A 20,309-nucleotide genomic window follows, 5' to 3' on the forward strand; every position below is an offset into this window, starting at 1 on the left:
TGTGGAGCCCCGCGTGGACGCCCGTCACGGGCGCCGCCTTCACAGGGCGATGTCGTACTGCTTGCAGTATTGGCGCACCTGGGCGCGCTCCGCGGCGGGCACGCGAAGCCAGACGGTGCGCGCGTTGGACAAATCCTTCTGGCGACAGTGGACACGCGTCAGCAGCGCGAAGGAGGCGCCCGTGACTTGCGTCCGCTGACTGCGGCGCACCAGGTGGAGCGCCTCGGCCGGGTCTCCACGCTCCAGCGCCTGCTCCGCCAGTTCGAGGTCCGCGAGCGCGCCAGCCTGGATGGACTCCTTGCCGCTCGGATGCGGGGTGCCCACGGGGTTTCGAGCCGAGTCATCGGGCGACGTCCCATTGCCCCAGGGCTTCGCCTTCAACTTCACGCTCGTCTCCGACGTCGAGGGCACCACGTTGGGAGAACCGATGGCGAGCGCGTTGTCCGGCTTCGCCTTCTCCGTGGGCGAGTCCTCGCGCGGCGCCTGGGCCGGCGGCTCTTGCGAGGGCGCATCCTGTCCCACGGGCGGCGGGTTCTCCTGCACCAGCGACGAAGGCGGAGCCCCGGGCGTGGGGTTTGCCTGCGTCGGAGCTGAAGGCGGGGACCCGAGCCCGCCAATCTCCACGGCCGTCGGGTCCGCCTGCACCGGCGACGACGGCGGGGCCCCGGGCGCGCCATGTCCCACGGGCGGCGGGTTCGCCTGTGTCAGGGCGGAGGGAGGCAGGGTATCGCCAGGTGCCGCGGGAGGAGCCTCGCGCGCCGGGGCCGGGTTGTTCGAGGCGGACATGGAGCCGTCTCGAGCCGCGAAGGGCAGGACGCGCGAGAGCCCCAGGCCCACGGCGATGAGCACACCCGCGGCCAGCGCCACCCTCACCAGGAGCTTGCGCGAGACGAGGGCCGCGACTCCTCGCGAGGCGGAGCGAATCGTCGGGAGCTCGGGCTCCAAGTCTTCGGACTCCGAGGGAGCCGGGCTCACCGGCGCGGCCTTCGACGGCTTCCACACCTCGAGCGGAGCCGCCGCCACGGCCTCGGGCACGGGAGGAGGCGCGGAGGAGCCGGCCTTCGGCGACGACACGCGCACCGACTTCCCGACGAGGCCAGAGGACTCCGAGGGACGTGAGGCCTCGCCCTGCGCCGAGCGCCGAGCGGCCTCCGCGACGTGCGCGGACTCACCATTCGCGGGGCGTCGAGACGGCTCCGCACCCTGCGCCGAGCGCCGCGCGGACTCCGGAGCCTGCGCGGGCGCACCCTGCGCGGAGCTTCGGGACGCGGCGTGCTGGGACGGACGACGGGGCGCGGCGGCCACCGTGGCGGGCCTCGACGGAGGAGACGCGATGGGCCGGGGCTGCACGGTCGCCGTGGGCACCTGCGCGGCGGGCGGAGCGACGACTTGCGGCGGCATGTCCGCGGGCGGCGTCACGGTGCGCAGCGGCGTCCCCGTCAGCGCGGCGATGAACGCGCTCACATCCGGGAAGCGGTCCTCCGGGCGCTTCGCCAGCGCCTTCTCGATGGCGCGGATGACGTGCTCGGGCGTCTCCGGGGCCGCTTCGGCCAGGGGCTCCGGTGGGTCATAAACGATGCGGTAGATGAGCTCCGGAAGGATGCCCCCGTCCTTGAAGGGCAGCTTGCGCGCCAGCATCTCGTAGACCATGCACCCGAACGAGAAGATGTCCGTGCGCAGGTCCACGTCCTTGTTCTTCCCCGTCGCCTGCTCCGGGGCCATGTACTGCGGCGTGCCCAGCAGGATGGCGTCCTGCGTCTGCACCGTCTTCGAGTCGAGAATCTTGGAGATGCCGAAGTCGAGCAGCTTCACGTGCTCCACCTGCATGCCCGCTATCTCCATGGGCACCAGGAACACGTTGCCGGGCTTCAAGTCCCGGTGGATGACGCCCACGCCGTGCGCGGCCTGGAGCGCGGAGCCCATCTGCCGCGCAATCGAGAACACCTCCGTCAGCGTCAGCGGCGCGCCCTTGCGCATCCGCCGCGACAGCGGCATCCCGCGCAGGTGCTCCATCACCAGGAACGGCGAGCCGTCCTCCAGCGTGTCGAAGTCGATGACCTCCACGATGTTCGGATGGCCCAGCCGGGTCGCGATCTCCGCCTCGCGCCGGAAGCGGAGGTAGACGTCCTTTCCCAGACTGGAGTCGGGCCGCAGCACCTTGATGGCCACCTGCCGACCCGGCAGCCGCAGATGGCGCGCCAGGAAGACGGTGCCCATGCCGCCTCGGCCAAGCACGCCGGAAATCTCGTACGTGTCCCGAAGGACGGTGCCGAGTGGAATGTCGTGTGCCGCCGAGGAACTCATGGAAGACCGGCCTTCACTCCGGAAGCCGCATTCTATCCTGGAGCCCCTGACACGCCTTGGCCAGTCATCCGCCGTTGCTACACGTCCCCGTGGGATTTCCGCAAGGACACTGGACGCCGGCACGCCTCGACTCGGGCGCGCCGGCTATCGACTTCTCACAGCTTGAGGAACCGATGGATGCGGGGAATCCACATCCAGCCTACCTGGCGGGTGGGGTCGCCACCTCGCTGGCCGCGCGCAGCTCCTTCACCACGCGTGTGGCGCCGTAGACGTGCTCCAGGGCGGCGAGGATGCCGTCTCCGTGCACCGCCACCGCGCGGTTCGTCTCGGGGACATACGCATACCGGCCGCCGAGTGAGTGCAGGTTGCCGTCGAAGATGAGTCCGACGACGCGCCCATCGCGGTCCACGACGGGAGAGCCGGAGTTGCCGCCGATGATGTCGTTGGTGGAGGCCATGTCCAACGGCGTCTCGTCCGGCACCTTGCCCTTCGCCTTCATCCAGGTGTCCGGCAGCTTGAAGGGCTCATTGCCCGTGTGCCGCGCGTACGCGCCACCGAACGTCGTCAGCGCCGGCACGGCGCGGCCATTCTCGTCCCAGCCCTTCAGCTGTCCGGCGTTGAGGCGCAGCGTGAAGGTGGCGTCGGGATAGCCGGAGGTGCCGAACACCGCGAGGTGCGCCTTGGCCAGCCGCTCGCCGTTGCGCTTGAGCACCGCCTCCACCGTGTCCTCGTAGCGCTTGCGCACCGCTCTCGCCTCCGCGTCCACCTTGCGCGCGAAGAGCAGCATCGGGTCCTTCGACGCGTCCACCGCCGCCTTGCCGCCATCCAGCAGCGCCTGCCGCGTCTTCACGTCGCCCAGCTTCGTGCCGCGCACCAGCGAGCGAGCCAGCGCCTCGGGGGCCTCCGCGCCGAGCACCTGCCGCACGAAGGGGTCATCCGCGCCCAGCGTCTCGCGCAGACGGCCAAGGCCGAAGGAGAGCACCGCTTCGTCCAGCTCCAGGGTGATGGGCGCGGCGCGCAGGAGGTTCTGACGCAGCGAGGGGAGCTGCGCGTCGGTGTACTCGCGCAGGCGCTCCGCGTTGGCCTTGGGCTGCTCCTCGGCGATGCGCACCAGGTGGCGCGCCAGCGTGAACAGCTCCGAGGAGAACGCGTCTCCGCCTTCCTTCATCCGGTACTCGGGCAGCATGCGGCGGTACGTGTCGAGCGCCTTCGCCGTCTCCTCCCACGCCCCCGCCGTGGCGGCCTTCACCGTGGCGTTGGCCTCCACGCGCTTCCTCAACTCCGCCTCCTCCTCGCGCTTGCGTGCGAGCAGCGACGGGTCCGCCAGGGCCTGGTGCCGACCGCGCAATGCCTTCAGCCCGTTCTCCACCCCGCGCAGCCGCGAGCGCGTGGTGCGGTAGCGCTCCGGAGAGCCGCTGGAGTACTCCTTCAGCTTGCCGCGCAGCTCGGAGAGCTGCAGCAGCGTGTAGGGCAGGTTCACGTCGCGCTGGAACTCCAGCTCCGCGACGGTGGCCTTGCGCTCGGTGCCGCCGGGGTGGCCAGAGACGAAGACGAGGTCTCCGTCCTTGGCGCCCTGCTTCGCCCACGGCAGGTAGTCCGGGCTCTTCGCGGGCGCGTCGTCCTTCCACACGCGCAGGAAGGCCACGTCGTAGCCGAAGCGCGGGAAGTGGAAGTTGTCCGGGTCTCCACCGAAGGCCGCCATGGAGAACTCGGGGGCGAAGGCCAGGCGCACGTCCTGGAAGCGGCGGTACTCGTAGAGGTGATACTTGCCGCCGTTGAACAGCGTCACCACGTCACAGCGCACGTCGGTGGACGTCGCGCACGCGGACTCCACGGCGGACATCTCCTTCTTGAGCGCGGTGTTGAAGGCCGCGCCGGCGAGGCCCTTCGTCGCCGCGTTCATCCGCTCGGTGACGTCGGTCATCTTCACCAGCTGGTTGGCCTCCACCTTGGGGCAGCGGCGCTCCTCCGCGGGCGTCCGGGCCTGGAAGCCCTTGGCCAGCAGGTCCTCCTTGGGCGAGGACAAGTCTTCGATGCAGCCGCGGACACAGTGGTGATTCGTCATCACCAGGCCGTCCGGAGACACGAAGCTGGCGGAGCAGCCGCCGGCCAGTCTCACCGAGCCGAGCCGGACCTTGTCCAGCCACGCCTGCGTGGGCGTGAAACCATGGGCCTTGTTCACCGCCTCCGAGGGAAAGGCGTCATAGGTCCACATGCCCTCGTCCGCGGCGGCGGGGAGGGACATGAGCAGGCCAAGTGCGAGCAATGCACGGTCCACGGAGTTCGTCCTTCTTGTTGACGGGGTGAGAAAGGCGCCGGTGAACGCCTGCTCGGAGGGTGCATTCCCGAGCGGGAATCACGCGTCGCGTCAGGTATGGTGGAGACAATGGCCGCGAAGCACCACATCTATCTGGTCCCCGGGTTTTTCGGGTTCATCAACCTGGGTGAGCTCGTCTACTTCGGACACGCGCTCGACTACCTGAAGGCGGAGCTGGCTCGTCGCGGCATGACGGAGTCGGAGGTCGTCATCGTCCTGTCTCATCCGACGGCGTCCATCCGGACGCGCACGGCGGACCTGCTCCGGGCCGTGCAGGAGACGGCGAGCGGAGATGACGGACCCATCCACCTGGTGGGCCACTCGACGGGAGGACTGGACGCGCGGTTGTTCGTCAGCCCGGGCGCGCAGCTCGCGGAGGGGCTGGAGCTGGAGCCCTTCGCCAGGCGGGTGCGCTCGGTGGTGACGGTGTCCGCGCCGCACGCGGGCACGCCGCTGGCGTCGTTCTTCCTGGGACTCTTCGGGCAGAAGCTCTTGAAGCTGCTGTCGCTGTTCACCGTGTACGTGCTGCGCTTCGGCCGGCTACCGTTGCGAGTGGTGTTCCGCTTCGGGCACCTGATGGCGCGCGCGGATGACCAGCTCGGGTGGAAGCAGACGCTGTTGGATCAACTCTATGACCAGCTCCTGGGGGACTTCTCCTCTGAGCGGCGCGACGCGGTGACGAAGTTCCTGAGCGATGTGGGCAATGACACGTCGCTGATTCCGCAGCTCACGCCGGAGGGCATCGACCTGTTCAACGCGAGCACGTTGGACCGGCCGGGTGTGCGCTATGGCTCGGTGGTGACTCAGGCGCGGCCGCCGTCGCTGCGCACGCGCGTGTCGGCGGGGCTGGACCCCTACGCGCAACTCACACACACCATCTACGCGTTCATGTATGGGCAGACACAGCGGATGCCGCTGACGGCGCTGCCGCTGCACTCGCCCGCGCAGACGGCGGCGCTGGTGCAGGCGTATGGGGCGATGCCGGGCCCCACGGCGTGTGACGGCATCGTCCCCACGCGCTCACAAGTCTACGGGCGCGTGCTGGCGGCGGTGCGCGCGGACCACCTGGATGCGATTGGCCACTTCGACCAGCCGGCGCACCAGCCGCCGCACGTGGACTGGCTCATCTCCGGCTCGGGCTTCCGGCGGCCCCAGTTCGAGGCCACCTGGAAGGCCATCACCGACTTCCTCTTCGAGGACGAGCCGCGCTGAGCCCCGAGCGAGCGGGCCCTCGGGGGCCACTCGGGACGGTGGCGCGATTGGATGAAACATTGGCGCCATGCGATTGGCGCCGTCGTGGGGCGGTTCGTAACTCTTGGGCGTGGCCGAATTCACGGCACGACGACGAGAGAAGAAGGACGGTCCCCATGTCGAAGGTCTGGCTCATCACTGGAAGCTCTCGCGGCCTTGGCCGTGATTTGGCGGAGGCCGTGCTGGCGGCCGGTCACCGGCTCGTGGCCACGGCGCGCAAGCCGGAGCAACTGAAGGACCTGGTGGAGCGGTATGGCGACCGGGTGCGCGCCGTGGCGCTCGACGTGACGGACCCCGCCGCGGCGCGAGCAGCCGTCGAGGAGGCGACCCGCGCCTTCGGACGGTTGGACGTCGTCGTCAACAACGCGGGCTACGCCAACGTGGCGGCCATCGAGGACGTGGACGAGGCGGACTTCCGCGAGCAGTTCGAGACGAACTTCTTCGGGATGATGCATGTCACCCGCGCCGCCCTGCCGGTGCTCCGCGCGCAGAAGGACGGGCACATCATCCAGGTGTCCTCCATCGGCGGACGCCGAGGCTCGCCCGGACTGGCGTCGTACCAGTCCGCGAAGTGGGCGATGGAGGGGTTCTCGGAGGTCCTCGCGCAGGAGGTGGGGCCGCTGGGCATCCGGGTGACCATCGTCGAGCCCGGGGGCATGCGCACCGACTGGGCTGGCTCGTCCATGAACGTCGGTGACATCAGTGACGCCTACAAGCCCACGGTGGGCGCCTTCACCCAGCACGTGCGCCAGGGCGCGGACGGCGCGCGCGGAGACCCGATGAAGGCGGCGAAGGCGATTCTCAAGATTGCCGACGAGAAGCAGCCGCCCCTGCGCCTGTTGCTCGGGTCCGACGCGGTCTTCCTGGCGGAGGTCATCGTCCAGGAGCGCGCGGCGGAGGATTCGCGGTGGAAGTCGCTCAGCATCTCCACGGACGTTGATGGCCTTGTCCCCTTCGCGGAGACTCCGGTCGCCAAGATGTTGGTGACCAAGAGGAACTGACGTGCCCGCCGACCTCGTCCCCGTTCCCAGTGTGTTGCTCGACCGCCTCGCCGCGCTTGGCGTGGAGGTCGAGCGCGTGCTGCGACACGCGGGCCTGGTCCGCTCGCGCTTCCAGGAGCCCAAGGCGCGCCTCACGACGCGGGAGTTCATGGCGTTCTGGCACGCGGTGGAGGCCGTGGGTGGCGGGAGGGACGTCGGACTGCGCGTCGGCTCCGGGGCGAGACCCCACCACTTCGACGTCGCTTCCATGGCGGCCCTCCACGCGCCCACGCTGGGCGAGGCCCTGGCGAAGCTCGCCCGCTACAAGGGCCTGGTCTGCCCGGAGGAGGTGACAGTCGAAGTCGTGAAGGGCGAGGCGCGGTTCCGGTTCCACTGGCTGCTGGCGGAGGGGCCTCTGCCCCTGCTCCTCGTCGATGCGACGTTCGCCTCCACGCTGGCGCTCGCGCGCCGAGGCACGGGCAAGCCGCTGGTGCCCCGTCGTGTCGAGCTGGCTCGGCGCCGCTCCGACGCGGAACTGCTCACCCGTCACTTCGGTTGCAAGGTCCGGTTCGATGCGCCCGTGGACATGCTCGTGTTCGAGGCGAGCGCGCTCGACGAACCCTTCCTGACGCACAACGCGGACCTGCTGGCGATGCTCGCGCCCGGGCTGGAGCGGGAGATGGAGCAGCGACAGCGACACACCCTGGCGGACGACGTGCGGTTGGCGTTGAGACGCCGCATGTGTGGCGAGCGTCCCTCCGTCGAGAAGGTCGCCGAGGAGCTGCACCTGAGCTCGCGCACGCTCCAGCGCAAGCTGGAGGCGGCGGGGACGACGTACCAGCACCTGCTCGATGAAGTGCGCCACCAGTCCGCGCGCCAGTTGCTCGCGAGCACGGACCTGGACGCCAACGAGGTGGCGTTCCTGCTGGGCTTCGAGGAGCTGAACTCCTTCAGCCGCGCGTTCCAGGGCTGGGAGGGGACGACCCCGCTGCGCTGGCGTGGGACCTCGCGCGAGGGGGCTGACGGGGCGGTCCGTCGAGCAAGCCGCACAGCGTCCTGACAGCGGCGCGGAGCCCGGCGGGGCTCGCTCCCGAGAAGCCCAGCACCAACCCCTGACGCCTCCCTCGCCCCAGGTAGAGCGGGGACAGTCGGCGCGCGCCGAGACTCCGCTCGTCCGTCCGCGCAATCACAGCCACATCCTGGAGTCCTTCGGACAGGAACGCCGTGACATGCATTCCCGCCTCCGCCGCGCCGAGCCGCAGTGCTCCACGCGACTCCCGCTCCAGTGCATCCAGGAGCGCATCGCGTCGCTCCGCATAGACCAGACGCATCTGTCGCAGGTGCGCGGCGTAGTGCCCTGACTCCATGAAGTGCGCCATCGCGGCCTGCGTGAGCGGAGGCGCATGGCCATCCGTGGCGGCGCGCGCGGCGGTGAAGGCGTCCACCAGCGCTTCCGGGACGACGAGGAAGGCCAGCCGCAGCGACGGGAACATCACCTTGTTGAAAGTGCCCGCGTAGAGGACTCGCCCCGCCACGTCCATGCCCTGGATGGCGGCGAGCGGCCGCGTCGCATAGCGGAACTCGCTGTCGTAGTCGTCCTCGAACAGCCACATCCCGGAGGCGCGCGCATGCTCCAGCAGGGCCAGCCTCCGTGACAGGCTCATCGTCACGCCCAGAGGGTATTGGTGCGAAGGCGTGACGTAGGCCAGCCGAGCCTTCGGCGCTCGCGCCAGCGCCACCTCCAAGCGCAAGCCATTCGCATCCACGGGGACGGGATGCAGGCGCGCGCCCGCGGACTCGAAAGCCACGCGTGCGCCGAGATAGCCCGGCTCCTCCAGCCACACTCCATCCCCTTCATCGAGGAGCAGCCTGGCCGTCAGGTCCAGGGCCTGCTGTGTGCTCGCGAAGACCAGGACCTGGCGCCAGTCACAACGCACACCGCGCGCCGGCCCCAGGTGCGCCGCGATGGCCTCCCGAAGGGGACGAAAACCCTCCGGCTCGCCCGCGGTCATCCGTCCCGGCTCCAACATCCGCGCCTGCTTCGCCACCGCGCGAGCCCACAGCTTCGTGGGAAAGAGCTCCAGCGCCGGCAGGCACGGCGTGAAGGGCCGCACGTCACGCGGCTCGGGAGGAAGCACGTCGCTCGCCATGCGCAGCCCTCTTCGGGACAGTCCTCCCAGGCGTGGAGTCGGCACGCTCCCGCGAGCAGGCACCGAGCGAGGCCCGCGAGCGTGGTCCGGAAGCGCGACGACACTGCCCGAGCCCACGCGCCGCACCAGGAAGCCCTCCGCGTCGAGCTGCGCGAAGGCCTCCTCCACTGTCCCTCGTGAAATCCCCAGCTCCTGGGACAGCGTGCGCGTGGACGGCAGGCGACTTCGGGGCGCGAGCGTCCCCGCGAGGATGGCCTCGCGCAGCCGCTCGTAGAGCTGTCGATGCAGAGGGCCTGCTTCCCTGCCCGCGTCCGGTACGAGGAAAGGCAGCGACACACCCACGGAGCGCTTCGACATGTGCACTCTGTAGCCGGCGCTCCGTTCCGCCACAACCCGAGCCTGCCTGAAAGTGGTCCAGTCTTCCGGCACGGAATGGCGCTTTCAAGTGGACCACTCCGGGAGCACTGTTCCTGGCATCGAAGCCCAGGGAGTCCCCGTCATGACCACGCCCGCCACCCCGTTCTCCTTCGTCCTGGAAACCCCCGCCGCCCTGCCCGAGGAAGCCCACCGCCACTTCCTCGCGAAGCTCTCCGTGGAGACCGACGCCGCCGACGTGCACCTGGATTTGGAGCGCGGCAAGAAGGGCTTCGTCGTCGTGGACGTCCGCTCGCCCGACGCCTACGCCGAGCGCCACATCCCCGGAGCGCTGAGCCTGCCCGCGCGGAGCATCTCCACCGCCACGACGGCGCACCTGAGCAAGGACGACGTCATCGTCACCTATTGCTGGAGCCCCGGTTGCAACGGCTCCACCAAGGCCGCCGCGCGCCTGTCAGCGCTGGGCTTCCGCGTGAAGGAGCTCATCGGCGGAATCGAGTACTGGGTGAAGGAGGGCTACGCCACCGAAGGCACCGTGCCCCAGGGCCAGCCCGGCTACGCCGAGCGATTGCCGCGCTGACCGGAGCCCGCGCGAAGCAGAGGCTCATCGGCATCGACCGTCAGTGGTACTCGTGCGGCCCGGTCACGGGCTCGAACGACACCCCCGGGTTTCCGACCTGTTCGAGCGCATCCTTGATCTCCTCCGAGACGATGAACGCTGTCTTGAACTTCCTCGGCCTCAAGACGCTCACGCCCTCAGTCTTCGCGGGATCAATTCGCAGACCATTGATCCAGCGATATTGTCCTGCGGACTCTGGAAAAGGGTCGTCTTCGGCATAGTGCTGAACTTCTCGACACTTCGCTTCGTCAAGGCAATCAATCGTCTTCGCTGCATTGATAATGAAGTACCGCTCGGACTCCCCTTCCACCGTCACCGGAAACGCTTGAATGTCATCCGGAGCGAGCGTCTTGAAGACGTTCGCGACTGCCTCGCTGACGATGGGTGTTCGCTCAATCCCCGCGAAGACAAAGGCGCGCTTCTGGCCTGGGTTTCTGACCCGAGCCTTGATGGGCCCAGGATCCGAAAGGGAGTGACCCTCTCCGAACATCCAAGGCTCTTCGAACTTCCCGCCAGACGCTGGCACAGGCGTCGTGATGTACCACTGAGGTACATCAGCGATACTCACCCAATAATAGTGACGTTCCACCACATCCCTCCTACTTCACAATGAAGCTTCGCAGCTCAGAGCCGGGTGTCAGCAATTCATTTGCAATCGTCGCGAGTTCCTTCAGCAGCCTGGCACGACATGCGTCCGTGGTTCTGCAAGTTCTCACCGCCTCTTGCAGGCGATTCACCACTTGATTGTGATAAAATTCGGGATGCGGCCCCTCGTGCCCCTTGAGCCGCACTTTGTTTGCAGCATCCTCAAGCGACATACCGGCCTTCTCGAAGATTTCTTCACATGCGGGCGTCCATGGACCGCCTGTAGTAGCCGAAGTCGGGTTCTTGTTCGTGCAGATGTGATGAGTGGGGCCCGTGTCATCGCCAGGAAACCGCCCGTCCGAGTACATCGCGAGAGCGGCAGCAACCCCCCGGAGCCAGCGCCACGTTCAGCACTCCGGCGGCGGGCAGCGCGATTGACGTCATGCCACCGTTCAGTGCCGTCCCGAGCTGGAATCCCGCCTCGGCCTGTCCTCGAAGCGCGGCCTGGGAGAAGCCCGGAAGCCTGGGTCCCTGGGACGCCATCGCGCTCTTTCCCCCGAGGGCCGCCGTGACGAGCAGCACCAGGACGCGCGTGCCATTCGTGCCGAGGACCTTCCCGAAGCGGTGGCCGATGTCCTGTAGCTCGGTGACGCTCATTGCCTTGCCCGCATCATCCCACAACTGGACGAAGCCTCGCCCTATCTCCCAGACTGGCACCACTCCGAGATAAGCCACCATCGCCGCCGTCAACGCCACCGCGATGACCTTGGTGATGGGCTCAGGCAAGATCATCGTGAGAAGCACGCTCAGCGCCGCCGAGGTCACCATGACCTTGAGCGCGGCCGGGTTCAGCATCTTGCCGAGCTCTCCTTCCACAGCCCCCCACACCGTATCGAGTGCGAAGGACAGGGCCATGAGCGTCCGGTCCTTTCGCGAGAACGTGAGCCCTGTCCCGCCCACCTGGGACAAGCAGCCGTCCGCGTCTGGACAGATGCGCGCGTACAAAGACTCAGGTGAACTCCCCGAGCCGGAATCCGCAAGACCGGCTGAGGAGGCAAGCAGCGTCCTGGACCGCACCCATCCTCGCTCATCCGCCGCCTCGGCCTCGCGGAACGCAACGTCCATGCGCAGGTCCAGGATGAGCTGCGTGAGGGCAGACTTGAACTCCACCTCGCTCACCTCGACTGGGTCGACGTCCACCGACATGTGAATGGCTCGCTGACCATTTCCAGCATCGATCTGGACGACACGAGTGGTCGCGCACCCCGACGCAATCAGCAGCAGGGAAACGACTGCAATCAACCGCATGGAATCCCCCGAAGGCACCCCTGGGAGTCAGGGGCGCGGCATCCTAGCTTGGGGGGGTGAACGAGAGAGGTGCGACGCGCTTCTACCCGTGGCTCCAGCACGAGCCAAGAGGCTCAGTACACGCCGATGAGGATGACCTTCACGCGGGGGTTGCCCAGGTACTCCTCCAGCCGCCACCGGCTGCGCAGCTCATCGTCACGCAGGCCCAGGCCCGACTCCGGCGGCGCGTCCGCGCTGGCCAGCGCATCGCGCAGATGCGTCACCGCCCACGCGTCGAACTTGGGGTCTCCCGAGCCTTCCAGCACCTTCAAGTCCAGCAGCTTCCCGTCACGCGCCTGCCGCACCTCCAGCACCGTGGCGAGCGCGAGCACCGGCGCGGTGACGTCCATCATGAACATGTTCGCCGCCCGCCCCGCCTCGACGGCCGCCTGGAGTCGGTTGCGCTGCTCCAGCCGCCTGTCCCGCTTCTCCGCCACATACGGAGTGCCCGTCTTCCCGAAACGCTCGGTGGCCTCCACCTGCTCGTTCTTGAGGCGCGAGCCCAGCACCTTCAGGTCCGGCGACGGTGGATTCACCAGCTTCTTGGCGAAGCGGTCCTGGAGGTTCGTGAAGTACGGATTCACCGCGCCGCTCTCCGCGCGCGCAGTCGCACTCGCGTCCGCCGCCCAGCCATCCACCCGCTCCTTCGCCTCCGCCGCTTCTCGCTGAGCGATGGCGCGACGGTCCGGTGGCCGCCCGTCATTGCGCAGCGTCGTGCCCGACTGACCGGGCTTGCCCGGAGGCTCGCTGCCCCAGAGTCCCTTCGGCACGAGCGAAATCGTCGGCGGCGCGGCGCGAGTGGGCGCATCCTCCGGAGTGGCCGAGGGCTCCTGCTCCTGCGACGCGCCTCCAGGCGCCTCCGCGACGGCCGAGGGCGGCTCCTCCTTCTTCTTGCCCTCGGGTGCCCGCGCGATGTCCTCGGGCGGACGCTCCGGACGACGCTGCGACGGAGCACGCTCGGGCACCGGAGGCCGCACGACGGGGGCCGGAGCAGGCGGCCTCGCCACGGGCGCCTTGGGCTGCACGTAGACGATTTCCAGCTCCGTCATCGAACTGGGACGCGATGGCGCGGCCGACCGCACTCGCGACAGCGCGAAGAAGAGCGCCGCGTGCACGAGCACGGAGACCACGACCGCAATCCACCACGATGAACGCCGGGACACCTTCAGAGTCTGCCTCCTGGCTCCCCCGAGGAGAAGCACCCTGACGTCCGAGCCCGATGACGTCCAGTCGCTCCCTCCCGCCGCCTCCCCTGTGACGGAGGTTGCGTCACGAACTACCGCGAGAGTGGTTTCTCATGAGATATCACGCTGGCTTGCTCTGGGGGGGGCTCCTCATACCCCTCGCCTCCAGTGCGTCGGGAATTCCGGAAGGTCGTCCAGGTCGACGACTCCCACCGCGCCCTCGTCCACGTGCGCTACGACGACGCGGACACGCGCACCCTCCCTTGAGCGTCACCCGTCGTCGGATGGACCGCCCGCCCGGCCGTACGCCCTCCAGCCAGGATTCCACGCCATGGCACATGGGGAAGGCCGTCCCCACCCTTCGGACAGCCTTCTTGGAGGGAGCGCCAACCATGAACTTTCCCAGCCATGTGAATGTCCCCAGTGAGACGCGCGAGGAGATCATCGACCTGCTGAACAACCTGCTGGCCGACTCCATCGACCTGCACTGGCAAATCAAGCAAGCGCACTGGAACATCCGGGGCACCCACTTCTACAGCCGTCACCTGCTCTTCGACGACCTGGCCAAGCACGCGCGCAAGCAGGCCGACGAGTTCGCCGAGCGCGCCGGCACCCTGGGCGGCTACGCCGAGGGCACCATCCGCCTGGCCGCCAAGAACAGCGAGCTGCCCGAGTACGACCTCAAGGCCGTGGAGAGCGAGGACCACCTGAAGTGCCTGGTGGACCGCTTCGCGCGCTACGGCGCCTCCATCCGCGGAGGCATCCAGCGCTGCGATGAACTGGAGGAGCCCATCACCGTGGACCTGCTCACCCAAATCCTGGGCGACGTGGAGCTGGACATGTGGTTCCTGGAGAGCCACCTCAACGGCACCGCGCGCCCCACGCCGCGCACCAAGGGCGGTCGCGACGAGTCTCGCTCCAGCGAGCCCACCCGGCCTCCGCACGCCTGAGCCACACTCCGACCTCCCTTCCCCATGGGCCCGGCGCTTCCACGAGCGTCCGGGCCCGTGTCGGCATATAGAAGGCGTCCTCGGAATCCAGAGGACGCCCACATGAGCGCTGAGACACGGTTGGACGGGAAGGTGTGCCTCATCACCGGGGCCACCGGCGGCATCGGCCTGGCGACGGCCAAGGCCCTGGGACGCCTCGGCGCCACGGTGGTGCTGGTGGGCCGCGACGCCGCCCGCACCCAGGCCGCCGTGGACGCGGTGAACCAGGTCGTCGCGGGCGCGAGTGTCGACACGATTCTCGCGGACTTGAGTTCGCTTCAGGCCGTGCGTGCGCTGGCCGACACCTTCCGTTCGCGCCATTCGCGCCTGGACGTGCTGGTCAACAACGCGGGCCTCATCATCGACCAGCGTCAGGTGACGGTGGATGGGCTGGAGGCCACGCTCGCCACCAACCACCTGGCGCCCTTCCTCCTGACACATCTCTTGATGGACACGCTCAAGGCCAGCGGCCCCGCGCGCGTCGTCAACCTCTCGTCGGACGTGCACCGCATCGGCAAGCTCGACTTCAGCGACCTCCAGAGCGAGCGTCGCTACGACGGCTTCCGCGTCTACGCCAACTCCAAGCTGGCCAATGTCCTGTTCACCCACTCGCTTTCGAAGCGGCTGGAGGGCACGCGCGTGACGACGAACGCGGTGCATCCTGGCGTGGTGCGTTCGGGCTTCGGCCACAACACCAAAGGCTACTTCCGCTGGATTGTGAAGCTGGGCGCGCCGTTCTTCCTCTCCGCCGAGGGCGGCGCGAAGACGTCCATCTACCTGGCGTCGTCGCCGGAGGTGGACGGAGTCTCGGGCAAGTACTTCATCCGTTGCCGGAAGAGGAAGCCGTCCGCCGCCGCGCGGGACGACGCCCTCGCCGAGCAGCTCTGGCGGGAAAGCGCGCGGCTCACGGGAGTCCAACCATGATTGACCTGTACACGTTCGCCACGCCCAACGGGCGCAAGGTTTCCATCGCCCTGGAGGAGCTGGGACTGCCGTACACCGCGAAGTCGGTGAACATCGGCAAGGGCGAGCAGTTCAAGCCCGAGTTCCTGGCCATCAATCCCAACAACAAGATTCCCGCCATCGTCGACTCGGAGGGGCCGGGCGGCAGCCCCATCTCCGTCTTCGAGTCGGGCGCCATCCTCCTGTACCTCGCGGAGAAGACGGGCCAGCTCATGCCGTCCAGCCTGCGCGGCAAGACGGAGGTGACGCAGTGGCTGATGTTCCAGATGGGCGGCGTGGGCCCCATGTTCGGCCAGCTCAACCACTTCGGCCGCTTCGCCTCCACCAAGATTCCCTACGCCATCGACCGCTACACCGAGGAGTCGAAGCGACTGCTCAAGGTGCTCGACGGGCAGTTGGGCAAGGGGGACTACGTGGCGGGCCGCTACTCCATCGCCGACATCGCCCTCTACCCGTGGGTCGCGGGCATGCGCTCGTTCGTCCCGGAAATCTTCGCGGGCCTGGGCCAGGTGCCGCAGTGGCTGTCGCGCGTGGGTGACCGTCCCGCCGTGCAGCGCGGCATGAAGGTCCCCTGAGCGTTACTGTTCCCCTCTCCATGCCCGCGCTCGAACAGCTTCGCTTCGACAACTCGTACGCCCGCCTGCCTCCTGGCTTCGGCGCGAGAGTGTCTCCTCGCGCCTTCCCGAATGCCCGGCTGGTGAGCCTCAATCCCGCCGCGCTGCGCCTCCTGGAGCTGTCGCCAGAGGAGGCTCGACGTCCGGAGTTCGTCGAGGCGCTGGGCGGTGGGCGTCCGCTGCCGGGCATGGAGCCCTTCGCCATGGTGTACGCCGGGCACCAGTTCGGCGTGTACGTGCCCCGGCTGGGGGACGGCCGCGCCCTGCTGCTGGGCCAGGTGCGCACCAGCGCGGGCACGTCGTGGGACTTGCACCTCAAGGGCGGAGGCCCCACGCCCTTCTCGCGCGGTGGAGACGGGCGCGCCGTGCTGCGCTCCTCCATCCGTGAGTACCTGTGCGGCGAGGCCATGCACGGGCTGGGCATCCCCACCACGCGCGGGCTGTGTCTGATTGGCGGCGACGAGCGGGTGTACCGCGAGGAAATCGAACCGGGCGCCATGCTGGTGCGGATGGCTCCGTCCCACGTGCGCTTCGGCACGTTCGAGTTCTTCCACCACTCCGAGCAGCACGAGCACGTGGCGCTGCTGGCCGACCACGTCATCGACGGACACTTCCCCCACCTGTCCGGAGCGCCGGGGCGCCACGCGCGCTTCTACGCGGAAGTGGTGGAGCGCACCGCGCGGCTGGTGGCGCAATGGCAGGCGGTGGGCTTCGCGCACGGGGTGATGAACACGGACAACATGTCCATCCTCGGCCTCACCCTGGACTACGGCCCCTTCGGCTTCCTGGACGCGTTCGAGCCGGGCTTCATCTGCAACCACTCCGACCACCGGGGCCGATACGCGTTCGACCAGCAGCCGCGCATCGCGATGTGGAACCTGGCCTGTCTGGGTGAAGCGCTCCTCACGTTGATGTCCGAGGACGAGGCCCGCGCGACGCTCACCACCTTCGAGCCCACCTTCAAGGAGCACTTCCTGAAGCGGATGCGCCAGAAGCTGGGCCTCCAGGAGTCACGCGACGAGGACCGCGCCCTGGTGGGAGACCTGTTCGCGTGCATGGCCGAGGCCCGCGTGGACTACACCCGCTTCTTCCGCGCGCTGGGACGGCTGGACTCGGTGGGAGCGATGTTCGCGGACCGGACGGGCTTCGACGCGTGGGCGGAGCGATACCGGGCGCGGCTCGCGTCGGAAGGCAGCGTGGACGAGGAGCGGCGCACGCGGATGGAGCGCGTCAATCCGCGGTACGTGCTGCGCAACTGGATGGCGCAGGCCGCCATCATCCGCGCCCAGGAGGGCGACTTCTCGGAGGTGGACCGCCTGCTCGCCGCCCTGGAAGACCCCTTCACGCAGCGCTCCGAGTACGAGGAGTACACCACGGAGCCTCCTGCCTGGGGCCGGCACCTGGTGGTGAGCTGCAGTTCGTGAGGCACGGGAGACCCTGACTGGCGCGCGCCGAAGTGTCTGGATTAGAACCGCGCGCCATGTCCGCTGACGTTGTCATTCCCAAGAACGAGCTCAGTGAGTTCGACCTGCCCCGTGTCTGTGTCATCACCGGCCAGACGGAGGGCATCTCCTTCAAGCCCGTGAAGTTCGCGTGGTATCCGCGCTGGCTGCTCATCTTCGTGCCGTTCGCGGCCCTCATCGTGCTGCTCATCGCGATAGCGCTCACCAAGCGCGCCAAGGGCACCCTGCCCTTCAGCGAAGAGGGGTGGGCCCGGTGGCAGCGGAGCAAGCTGCTCTTCGGACTCTCCTTCCTGGGCACCATCGCCATCCTGGTGGGTGGAATCACCGTGTTCGCGGGCAGGAGCGATGGGACGCCCATCCTCGTGGCGGTGCTGCTGGCCGTCCTCTTGCCCGTCGTGGCCTATTTCGCGGTGATGAAGGGACGGGTGCCCCTGGTGAAGCGAATCGACGAGCGGCACATCACCCTCTCCCTCCCCAGCGAGTCGGCGGCGACCACCATCACCGCGCACCTGAGCTCCGGGCGGCGGCGGTCGCGCGGCGTGCAGCACCCGCTGGAGCGGCAGTCGGCATGAGCGTGGAGACGCCACCGGAGGGAGCCTCCTGCGCGGGGCATCCCGACGTCATCGCGAGCTGGGTGTGTGGCCGCTGCGGCACGTTCATGTGTCCGGGGTGCGAGCGGCGGGTGCGTCCGGAGGCGCGCCCCATGTGCCCCTCGTGCTGGGACCTGCGCGAGCGCACCGTCAACGCGCCGGAAGTCGCGGGCATGGGGCTCGTGGTCAGCGGGCTCGTCCTGGGCGTGCTCTCGCTCGTCCCCATGTGCATCGCCATCCAGATTGCGTCGGCGATAGTGAACGTCGTGGCCCTGTACCGCACCCGGGAGCCCCCGGGACGACAGCGACGGTGGATGCCCATCACCGGCCTCGTCCTGACGGGCGTGGGACTCGTCGGCAGCGGCATCGTCGCGGTGTTGGGCTCCATCTAGCCCGCCTGCTCGCCTGGAAGGTTGGCGAGCCGAAAGTCACCCCCGAGGGCGCTTGCCGCGCGGGGGGAGCGGGCTGACCTTCCACCTTCCATGACGACGGACCTCACCCGCCTGCCCTCGCGTGGGCCCCAGGGCGCTTTTCACGTCGTCGTCGAGTCCCCTCGGGGCTCGACGGTGAAGCTCAAGTACGACGCCGCGCTCTCGGCCTTCACGCTCTCCCGCCCCCTGACCCGGGGGCTTCGCTATCCGTTCGACTGGGGCTTCATCCCGTCGACGAAGGGTCCGGACGGAGACCCGCTGGATGCCATGGTGTTGTGGGACGACACCACGTGGCCCGGGGTGGTGCTGCCCTGCCGCGCGCTGGGCGTCCTCCAGGTGGACCAGAAGCGCAAGGGCGGCAAGCCGGGCGAGCGCGAGCGCAATGACCGCATCATCGCGCTGCCCACGGCGTCGCCGCGCACCGAGCACCTGCGCACGTACCAGGACGTGTCCCGTCGCGAGCGCGAGGAGCTGGCGCACTTCTTCCTCACCGCCGTGCACTTCGAGGACAAGGAAGCGCGCATCCTCGGTTGGGAAGGCCCCGAGGCCGCCGAGCGGATGTTGCACACCCAAGCCGCGACGGGAGGCTGACTCGATGGCCCAACCCACACCCATTCGAGGACTGGGCCCGGACAGCGAGCTGGGCGAGGCCGCGCGGCGCATCCTCGCGGGCCGGCTGGCGGATGTCCGCAAGCCCGAGGCGAAGCTCGCGGAGGCGCTCGACGACGACGGGGTCCACGACATGCGCGTGGCCACGCGTCGGCTGCGCGCCGCCATCCAGGTGTTCCGTCCGCTCGGCGGGCTGGGCAAGCTGGAGGTGGAGGTGAAGCGGCTCCAGGACGCGCTGGGCGACGTGAGGGATTTGCACGTCCAGGCGGCCTGGCTGGAGGAGGTCGCGAAGAAGTCGCGCCGCGAGAAGCCCGACACGCGCGCGGGCATCGCCGCGCTGGGCAAGGCGCGCCTCACGGGCCTGAAGGCGAAGGAGAAGCGGCTGCGCTCGGAGTTGGAGCGGTGGGCTTCGCGCACCATGCCCCGGCTGCTGCGCAAGGTGGACGGGCTGGAGGACGACCATCGCTTCGGCGGGCGCCGGGTGAAGGAGCCTCTGCTCTGGCGGGTGCGCCGCGTGCGCAAGCGGATGAAGGTCTACATGGACGCGCCGGATGCCGCGTCCGCGCATGCGCTGCGCAAGGACTTGAAGAAGCTGCGCTACGAGTTGGAGATCTTCCAGCCCGCGTTCCGCCGCACGCTGGGCGCGTTGGTGGAGGTGCTCGTCCCGCTCCAGGAGGGGCTGGGGGAGCTGCACGACGCGGACGTGAGGCTGGAGGTGTTCGAGCGACTCGCCGCCGGAGGCAAGCCCGGGGAGCGCAAGGCCGCGCGCGCCCTGCTGCCGCTCATCCGCGAGGGTCGGGCGCAACGCTCCGCGGAGATTGCACGCGAGCTCCAGCGCTGGCACGCCGAGGCGATTCCCCGACGGCTGCTCCAGGTGCTCGCGTAGCGCGGACACGTGGGCGCCACACGAGGGCGTCCACGTATTCGCGGGACGTGGGGTGACGCTCAGCCGTCACAGTCGGTGGGGCAACCCTGGTGCGTCTCGTGCGACTCGCACAGCCCATCGCCGCACGTGTCACCGACGGGAGTGTCGCAGTCGAGCGGGCAGCTCAAATGCGTCTCGAGCGGCTCGCAGTAGCCGTTGCCGCACGTTCCGCCGATGGGACCGGCGCCGCAGTCGGTGGGGCAGCTCAGCTGCGTCTCGCTCAGCTCGCAGAGCCCGTTGCCGCACGTGCCTCCGATGGGACCGGCGCCGCAGTCGGTGGGACAGCTCTGCTGTGTTTCGAGCGACTCGCACAGTCCGTTGCCGCAGGGGTCGCCGGGACTGTCGCAGTCGAGCGGGCACGTCTCGGGAGTCTCCCCGAGGTCACAGATGCCGTCCTCGCCACAGGGGCCCTGGGGAGACTCCTCCTCGGTGAGCATCGCTCGCGACACGGAGTTGTCCGCGACCTGTGTCGGCCCGCCCGCGTTGCAGCCGAGGAGCGCGCCGAGACACCATCCACCCAGGAGGACGACCAGTTGCTGCTTCATGTGCGTGACCCCTCTCGAAAGAGGGGTCTGGGATTACCACGGCGGCGGCGGACAGCGTGACACCCGTC

General features: G+C 68.9%; 18 protein-coding genes and 1 pseudogene. 12 read left to right on the top strand and 7 right to left on the bottom strand.

Annotation, left to right across the window (positions count from 1 at the left end):
- Positions 1–39: 39 nt before the first annotated feature.
- Both G4D83_RS03790 and G4D83_RS03795 read right to left on the bottom strand, forming a co-directional pair.
- Positions 40–2,304 carry a serine/threonine-protein kinase gene (locus tag G4D83_RS03790; RefSeq protein WP_205522562.1) on the bottom strand — a complete coding sequence of 755 codons (2,265 nt, stop codon included), beginning with the start codon at positions 2,302–2,304 and terminating at the stop codon, positions 40–42.
- Between the two features lie 199 nt (positions 2,305–2,503).
- Positions 2,504–4,582, bottom strand: coding sequence for a S46 family peptidase (locus G4D83_RS03795; protein WP_163862934.1), 2,079 nt, complete (start codon positions 4,580–4,582; stop codon positions 2,504–2,506).
- Positions 4,583–4,690: 108 nt separating this feature from the next.
- On the opposite strand from G4D83_RS03795, the gene G4D83_RS03800 reads away from it, so the two are divergent.
- The 3 genes from G4D83_RS03800 to G4D83_RS03810 all read left to right on the top strand — a co-directional run bounded on the left by G4D83_RS03800 (position 4,691) and on the right by G4D83_RS03810 (position 7,912).
- A complete protein-coding gene (locus G4D83_RS03800) occupies positions 4,691–5,833 on the top strand; it encodes an esterase/lipase family protein (protein ID WP_163862936.1) in 1,143 nt (380 codons plus the stop codon).
- Positions 5,834–5,988: 155 nt separating this feature from the next.
- Entirely contained in the window at positions 5,989–6,873 is an 885-nt protein-coding gene (locus G4D83_RS03805; protein WP_163862937.1) for an oxidoreductase, read from the top strand.
- A 1-nt stretch (position 6,874) separates the two neighbouring features.
- A complete protein-coding gene (locus G4D83_RS03810; RefSeq protein WP_163862938.1) occupies positions 6,875–7,912 on the top strand; it encodes an AraC family transcriptional regulator in 1,038 nt (345 codons plus the stop codon).
- On the opposite strand, the gene pdxR is transcribed toward G4D83_RS03810, so the two are convergent.
- Positions 7,803–9,359, bottom strand: a complete 1,557-nt coding sequence (gene pdxR / locus G4D83_RS03815) for a MocR-like pyridoxine biosynthesis transcription factor PdxR (RefSeq protein ID WP_163862940.1) — start codon at positions 9,357–9,359, stop codon at positions 7,803–7,805. The genes G4D83_RS03810 and pdxR overlap by 110 nt on opposite strands.
- A gap of 142 nt (positions 9,360–9,501) precedes the next feature.
- Between pdxR and G4D83_RS03820 the strand changes: the two genes are divergently transcribed.
- Positions 9,502–9,957, top strand: a complete 456-nt coding sequence (locus G4D83_RS03820) for a rhodanese-like domain-containing protein (RefSeq protein WP_163862942.1) — start codon at positions 9,502–9,504, stop codon at positions 9,955–9,957.
- 40 nt (positions 9,958–9,997) lie between these two features.
- Here the strand turns inward: G4D83_RS03820 and G4D83_RS03825 are convergent, their stop codons facing one another.
- From G4D83_RS03825 to G4D83_RS03835, 3 genes and pseudogenes are all read right to left on the bottom strand, one after another.
- Positions 9,998–10,585, bottom strand: coding sequence for an imm11 family protein (locus G4D83_RS03825; RefSeq protein WP_205522563.1), 588 nt, complete (start codon positions 10,583–10,585; stop codon positions 9,998–10,000).
- Between the two features lie 10 nt (positions 10,586–10,595).
- Positions 10,596–11,889, bottom strand: a pseudogene (locus tag G4D83_RS03830) (AHH domain-containing protein).
- A gap of 113 nt (positions 11,890–12,002) precedes the next feature.
- Complete coding sequence (locus tag G4D83_RS03835) at positions 12,003–13,058, bottom strand: ferrichrome ABC transporter substrate-binding protein (RefSeq protein WP_240356134.1); 1,056 nt, start codon at positions 13,056–13,058, stop codon at positions 12,003–12,005.
- A 446-nt stretch (positions 13,059–13,504) separates the two neighbouring features.
- Here G4D83_RS03835 and dps point away from each other — a divergent pair, with 446 nt between their 5' ends.
- The 8 genes from dps to G4D83_RS03875 all read left to right on the top strand — a co-directional run bounded on the left by dps (position 13,505) and on the right by G4D83_RS03875 (position 19,657).
- Positions 13,505–14,062, top strand: coding sequence for a DNA starvation/stationary phase protection protein Dps (gene dps, locus G4D83_RS03840; RefSeq protein WP_163862944.1), 558 nt, complete (start codon positions 13,505–13,507; stop codon positions 14,060–14,062).
- 102 nt (positions 14,063–14,164) lie between these two features.
- Complete coding sequence (locus tag G4D83_RS03845; RefSeq protein ID WP_176434442.1) at positions 14,165–15,025, top strand: SDR family oxidoreductase; 861 nt, start codon at positions 14,165–14,167, stop codon at positions 15,023–15,025.
- Positions 15,022–15,639, top strand: coding sequence for a glutathione S-transferase N-terminal domain-containing protein (locus tag G4D83_RS03850; RefSeq protein WP_163862946.1), 618 nt, complete (start codon positions 15,022–15,024; stop codon positions 15,637–15,639). Before G4D83_RS03845 ends, G4D83_RS03850 begins: the two co-directional genes overlap by 4 nt.
- Positions 15,640–15,659: 20 nt before the next feature.
- On the top strand, positions 15,660–17,102 hold the full coding sequence (locus tag G4D83_RS03855) for a protein adenylyltransferase SelO (protein ID WP_163862948.1): 1,443 nt from the start codon (positions 15,660–15,662) through the stop codon (positions 17,100–17,102).
- Positions 17,103–17,158: 56 nt separating this feature from the next.
- Entirely contained in the window at positions 17,159–17,713 is a 555-nt protein-coding gene (locus G4D83_RS03860; protein WP_163862950.1) for a hypothetical protein, read from the top strand.
- Entirely contained in the window at positions 17,710–18,123 is a 414-nt protein-coding gene (locus tag G4D83_RS03865; RefSeq protein ID WP_163862952.1) for a hypothetical protein, read from the top strand. The genes G4D83_RS03860 and G4D83_RS03865 overlap by 4 nt, the downstream gene beginning before the upstream one ends.
- A 90-nt stretch (positions 18,124–18,213) precedes the next feature.
- The gene (locus G4D83_RS03870) at positions 18,214–18,753 is read left to right on the top strand and encodes an inorganic diphosphatase (protein WP_163862954.1); all 540 of its coding nucleotides are present in this window, start codon (positions 18,214–18,216) and stop codon (positions 18,751–18,753) included.
- Positions 18,754–18,757: 4 nt separating this feature from the next.
- The gene (locus G4D83_RS03875) at positions 18,758–19,657 is read left to right on the top strand and encodes a CHAD domain-containing protein (RefSeq protein ID WP_163862956.1); all 900 of its coding nucleotides are present in this window, start codon (positions 18,758–18,760) and stop codon (positions 19,655–19,657) included.
- A gap of 59 nt (positions 19,658–19,716) precedes the next feature.
- On the opposite strand, the gene G4D83_RS03880 is transcribed toward G4D83_RS03875, so the two are convergent.
- The gene (locus G4D83_RS03880; RefSeq protein WP_163862958.1) at positions 19,717–20,241 is read right to left on the bottom strand and encodes a hypothetical protein; all 525 of its coding nucleotides are present in this window, start codon (positions 20,239–20,241) and stop codon (positions 19,717–19,719) included.
- Positions 20,242–20,309: the final 68 nt, after the last annotated feature.

The organism is Myxococcus eversor (genome assembly GCF_010894455.1).
GTDB classification, from domain to species: Bacteria; Myxococcota; Myxococcia; order Myxococcales; family Myxococcaceae; genus Myxococcus; species Myxococcus eversor.